The 4,901-nt window shown below is 62.7% G+C and carries 4 protein-coding genes; 3 read left to right on the forward strand and 1 reads right to left on the reverse strand.

The genetic code is table 11. From position 1 onward, the window contains the following. The first annotated feature begins 131 nt into the window (after positions 1-131). From HY852_RS07545 to HY852_RS07555, 3 genes are read left to right on the forward strand one after another with little or no spacing between them, the layout of a single operon-like run. Complete coding sequence (locus tag HY852_RS07545; RefSeq protein WP_291603784.1) at positions 132-551, forward strand: hypothetical protein; 420 nt, start codon at positions 132-134, stop codon at positions 549-551. Beyond that, on the forward strand, positions 478-1,932 hold the full coding sequence (locus HY852_RS07550) for an acetamidase/formamidase family protein (RefSeq protein WP_291603785.1): 1,455 nt from the start codon (positions 478-480) through the stop codon (positions 1,930-1,932). Before HY852_RS07545 ends, HY852_RS07550 begins: the two co-directional genes overlap by 74 nt. Continuing rightward, positions 1,868-2,587: a substrate-binding domain-containing protein gene (locus HY852_RS07555; protein WP_291603786.1), complete on the forward strand. Its 720-nt coding sequence runs from the start codon at positions 1,868-1,870 to the stop codon at positions 2,585-2,587. The genes HY852_RS07550 and HY852_RS07555 overlap by 65 nt, the downstream gene beginning before the upstream one ends. A 279-nt stretch (positions 2,588-2,866) precedes the next feature. Here HY852_RS07555 and HY852_RS07560 read toward each other — a convergent pair whose 3' ends face one another. After that, entirely contained in the window at positions 2,867-4,615 is a 1,749-nt protein-coding gene (locus HY852_RS07560) for a DUF3363 domain-containing protein (protein ID WP_291603787.1), read from the reverse strand. Positions 4,616-4,901: the final 286 nt, after the last annotated feature.

The raw sequence follows: 4,901 nt of genomic DNA on the forward strand, positions 1-4,901 counted from the left end.
GTCTTGAGATGAGGGGTTCGCAACCTTCACTCAAAACAGGAGCATCCCCATGACCGACGAGGCAGTGAGCCCGCTGCGCCGGCGCATGATCGAAGACATGACGATCCGCAAGTTCGCGCCGAAGACCCAACATGACTACGTTGTTCGCGATGGTCTACGTCCTGGCAAACGGTGTCCCACCGGCCGGCGTTGCTTTCGCCGCCGCGATGCTGCTGGGCGTCGCCCTGACGCCCTGCGTTGTTGCGTTGCTGACAATCTTCGCACGCGAATGGCGCGTGCGCAGCTGGACCCGGCATGGCAACCCTAGCCCATCTGTCCCGTCTCCTGGAAGGTGCCACGGGCGTCGCCCTGTTGCTGATCGGTCTCGCGCCGTTCGTTTCGGTGATCTGACCGCGAAGGATATGTCCGTCGTATCAGCGCCGACACTGAAAACGCTGCACTTTGAGGACAAGGAAATGCTGGACCGACAAGAACGCCATGGCGGTGAACAGGCCGTTGTTTTTCCGCCCTTTCGACCCATGGTGGTTGGCACTTACCCCAAAGGGGAGTAGCTTCGCCGGACGGTCGTCAGGACGAGATCTTGATCTCCTCATCGTGCCGCCGGGCGCCCAAGGCGTTGCCGATCGTCGTCCCGACCAGAATAGGAACACGATTCTGCTGAGGGAGGAGCGAATGATGCAATCTGGGCAATTCTGGATCATCACTGCGGCCGCGACATTGCTGCTCAGCGCAACCGCAGCGCATGCGGATACGACGTCCGTTAAGGCGTGGCAGATTGTGCGCGTCGCGAAGACCGGCGCGCACTGCGTCGACGACAAGAACTGCATGAATCGCATGCACCCGGCCATCAAGCCGGTGAGTCGCGCCAACCCCAGTCAGCATATCGTCTTTGAAACGCGCGACGCCTTCGACTCCGATTTCAACCTCGGCTCCAAGCCCGAGGATGTGTCGGCGGCCGATCTCAATCTCGTCCATCCGCTGACCGGCCCGGTCTTCATCGAGGGTGCCCAGCGCGGCGACGTACTGGCGGTGACACTCCTCGACGTACAGCCGGACGACTACGGTTACACCGTGATCGTCCCGGGCTTCGGTTTCCTGCGCGATCGCTTCACCAAGCCTTTCATCGCCAATTGGAAACTCAACCGCAAGGAGGCGGTCTCCGACCAGATCCCGGGCGTCGTCATCCCCTTTAACGGATTTATGGGCACGGTCGGGGTGCTGCCGGGCCAGCCCGAGGTGGCCACGATCCTCACGCGCGCGGCGGCGCTGCAGAGCGCGGGCGGCGTCGTGCTGACTCCGCAGCCGCTCGGTGCGCTGCCGAGCGATGTCTGCGGTCAGAACGGAAGCAGCAAGAATGAGTGCCTGCGCACCATTCCGCCGCGCGAGAACGGTGGCAACATGGATATCAAGCAGATGGTGGTAGGCACGACGCTGCTGCTGCCCTGCTTCGTGGACGGGTGCGGGTTGTTCGTCGGCGACGTCCATTTCGCGCAAGGCGATGGCGAGGTCTCCGGCACGGCGATCGAGATGGGGGCGACGGTCACGCTGGTCACCGAGATCCGCAAAGCGCAAGCCGCGAAGGTCAAAGTCCCGCACTTCGAAGGCGGCGATCAGCTCATCCGGTTGGCGCCGACCGAGTTCTACGCCACCACCGGCTTCCCGCTGAAAGCCAAGGGCCAGATCCCGCCTTACCATACCTACCTCGACAGCCAGAAAATCGGCCCGCTCGAGAACCTCTCGGAGGATCTGATGCTGGCGGCGCGCAACGCCCTGATCGAGCTGATCGACTGGATGGTTGGCGAGAAGGGCCTCACGCCGGAGCAGGCATATGTCGTGGCGAGCGTGGCCGCCGACCTGCGTATTGGCAATGTCGTCGACGTGCCGAACTACGCAGTCTCCGCCATCCTGCCGACAACCATATTCCGCAAGTAGTAGCGTGTGGCATAAGACCGAAGGTCCTGAGGTTGGCGGGAGGCCGAGCCGCCGGGAATTCCTCCGAACGGCGGGGGCCGGCGCCGCAGCCATGTTCCTTGGTGGCCACGCACCCTATGGCCAGTGGGGCGTCTACCGCCGGCGTCACCTGCTGATCCTGACTTCGCGCGCCGATCCTCCCTCGTTCGAGCTCGGCAAGCGGGTAGCTGAGGTCCTCGCGGATCGCTTGCCGAGCAGCAAGGCTCAGGTGAGCAGGGCGCCGCACAAGGAGCGCATCGCCAGTCTGATCAGCTCGCAACAGTTGGACGTCGCGCTGATGCGGCGCGACGATGCGGCAGCCCTTCGACAAGGGAGGCCCCCCTTCGCCGACCACGGACCAGTCAAGCTGTTCACCGTCGTCGGCATCGGAGAGTATTTGTTCGTCTGCCGCGACGACTTTGCAGCACGCCATGCCTGGTTGATCGCCGAAGCGTTGGACAAGAGCCGCAGCGCCCTTCCCGAATTGCTGCTGCCGAGCGGTTCGTCCTCCGAGCCACCCGATTCGCGCATCCCGCTGCATCCTGGCGCTCTAGGTTATTTCACGGGCGCGCCCATGCCGGGCATCGAGCCACATGCCCATGAAGATCACACCCACGAGGTTGATGTCGCGCAATGAGCCGCGGCCCTAAGCTGGAGGCCGCCCAGACCTCTGCTTCTTCATCAATTGCGAGCCTCGTCGCGCCCTCGCAGCACTTCAGAAAAGGGGCAAACTGAGAAATCCCGAACACCGCGGCGGCTAGTCCGCTTTCGATCCAACAGCCGACGCAGTTGGTCGGCAGCTCGGGGCCGATCCGAAGAGCCTTGAGACGGGTTTAAACTGTCCGCCCTGCCAAAGGCACATATTTTGCCAACGTGATCTTTTTTGCCAACGTGATCTTTCGGCAGTATGGCCACGCTAAAGCCCCAACCCGCGTTTGCGACCAAAATCCCATTCTACCTTGCCGCCGGGCATCATGAACCCGGAGACTTGTCTTCCAAGACGCTGTTCCAACGAGGGCCGCCAGGGCACAAGCTGAAATCCCAATCCATCATCGATCATCGCGAACCGCCCTGAACTGAGAGGGATCCGCTGGCGGTAGACGCCGGCCACGTGCTCCCCCTCCGCTGAGGGGTGATGCACAAGCCCGGTCTCGGCGGCAATCTTTTCGACGGCATCCTTTAGCTCCCGCCGGCGCAAGGTGTTGAGAAAGTCTCGCGCGAACACCAAGCGCCGAGCTTGGCGTTTTGCGAGCCCCTGCTCGGCCAGGTAGTCGATCCGGCGCTCCATTGCATCGCTCACCTCATTGCCAAACCCGGTGCGGGACATCAAAGCGTCGCGCACCAAGAGCTGTCGATCGAGCCATGTTGCACCTTGAGCCGCAATCTGCTCCTCGAGCGTCAAATCCGAGCGGACCGCCAAGGAGAGCCTCTTCCTGCCGGCTCCAACTTCATAGGCACGCGCTTCCACAACAGCACCCGGTTTGGCATCGCTGGTGAGTTCCAGGTCCGCAAAGCGCAGATGATGGGTCCGGCCATCGATCCCCTCGACGATCGCGTAAGCCGATCCCTTGAGCTCGTCGTAAAGGCCGCGCTCCAGTAACCGTCCGATGATGCGATCACCAGGTTCATCGCCGTGCAGCGAAAAGCCAGCAACGTCGGGCTCCTTGCCTGCACCGGTCATGGCGCGATGCATGGTCTTGATGATGTCGCCGCGGATCGAGAGCTCGCGCAGGGTTTCCTCCAGTCCTGGCTTGAACGTCCATTGTCCGGGCGCGATCTGTTCAGCCAAGCCGAGCCGTCCGAGCTTGGTGGCGCGTCCAATCAGCAGGCTCTGCAATTCCGGATCCTGGGCGCCTGATCCGAGCCGCAGGTCAGCTAGACCTGTCCCCTCATCCGCCGCGGCCCGCAGCGCCCGGTCAAGTCCAGTCCAGCGCTCAGCATCAACTTCGCGTTCGAGCGCAGATCGAACTTCCCGCTCACTTGGTGGCCCGAGCTCAAGCGTCACGCGCTCTGCGGCACGAGCACGCAGGCCTCGGCTGATGTAATCCCGGCTGATGACGAGGTCTTTGCCGTCCTCGGCACGCCCCCTAACAAGGACGTGGAGATGGGGGTTGTCGGTATTCCAGTGATCTACCGCGATCCAATCCAGCCTGGTGCCAAGATCCTTCCCGGCGTCCGACATCAGCTCGCGGGTGAAGGACCTCAGATCGGCCATTTGGGCGGCATCTTCGGGGGAGACCGTGAAGCGAAAATGATGCCGGTCGTCTTCGCACCGTGCGGCGAACGCGCCGGTATCCGCATTATCAGACCGGGCGTCGAACATCCGAGCCTCCGATCCGTTCCGGGTAACGCCCTCGCGTTTCAAATAGGCGACGTGCCTGGACAATGGTGCTGATCGGAAGCGCTGACCTCGATGTCGGACCACGCGGCTCATCACCACCACGCGTCGACCCGGCGATCTCAGCGACAGCGCGAGCGCTGCGGTACGCCCTCGTCCGAAACGAGACGAGTGGCCCTGCCCCAACCTGCCGAAGCTCTTTCCGGTGTGCCCCGCCCTCCTTACGGCGCGCATGACCTGCCCGACGAAGCTCTTCGGCTTTGGCAGACGCGTCCTGTTCCCAATCCGCCCTAGGCGGATGCGCAGATCGTCGTCGCCTGCGTTCACAGCGTCGTCCCCGATTGGCCGAGAGACCTGTCGGCGCTGGCGCGCTTGAAAACACAACGCATTTTGGCTGTAGCGACAGCACGCTGCCGCCGTGCATCGTGCGAAACGTCAATCCAACCAACCACATGCGCCCGACCGCGGTCGGCGCTTTTATCTTGCCTTCCTAATCGGGCGGGCAAAGTCAACTCATTCCTACGCTTTTCTTCGACTTCTCGCACAATACGCATCGCTGCTTCCCTCCATCAACAACGCACGAGCTTCACCACAGCCGCGACCGCGACGTGCA

Source organism: Bradyrhizobium sp. (genome assembly GCF_016213215.1).
Lineage (GTDB): Bacteria > Pseudomonadota > Alphaproteobacteria > Rhizobiales > Xanthobacteraceae > Bradyrhizobium.

Excerpts from the sequence above, each read along its gene's own strand:
- HY852_RS07545 (WP_291603784.1), top strand. The coding sequence starts at position 132 with ATGACTACGTTGTTCGCGATGGTCTACGTCCTGGCAAACGGTGTCCCA.
- HY852_RS07550 (WP_291603785.1), top strand. The coding sequence starts at position 478 with ATGGCGGTGAACAGGCCGTTGTTTTTCCGCCCTTTCGACCCATGGTGG.
- HY852_RS07555 (WP_291603786.1), top strand. The coding sequence starts at position 1,868 with ATGTCGTCGACGTGCCGAACTACGCAGTCTCCGCCATCCTGCCGACAA.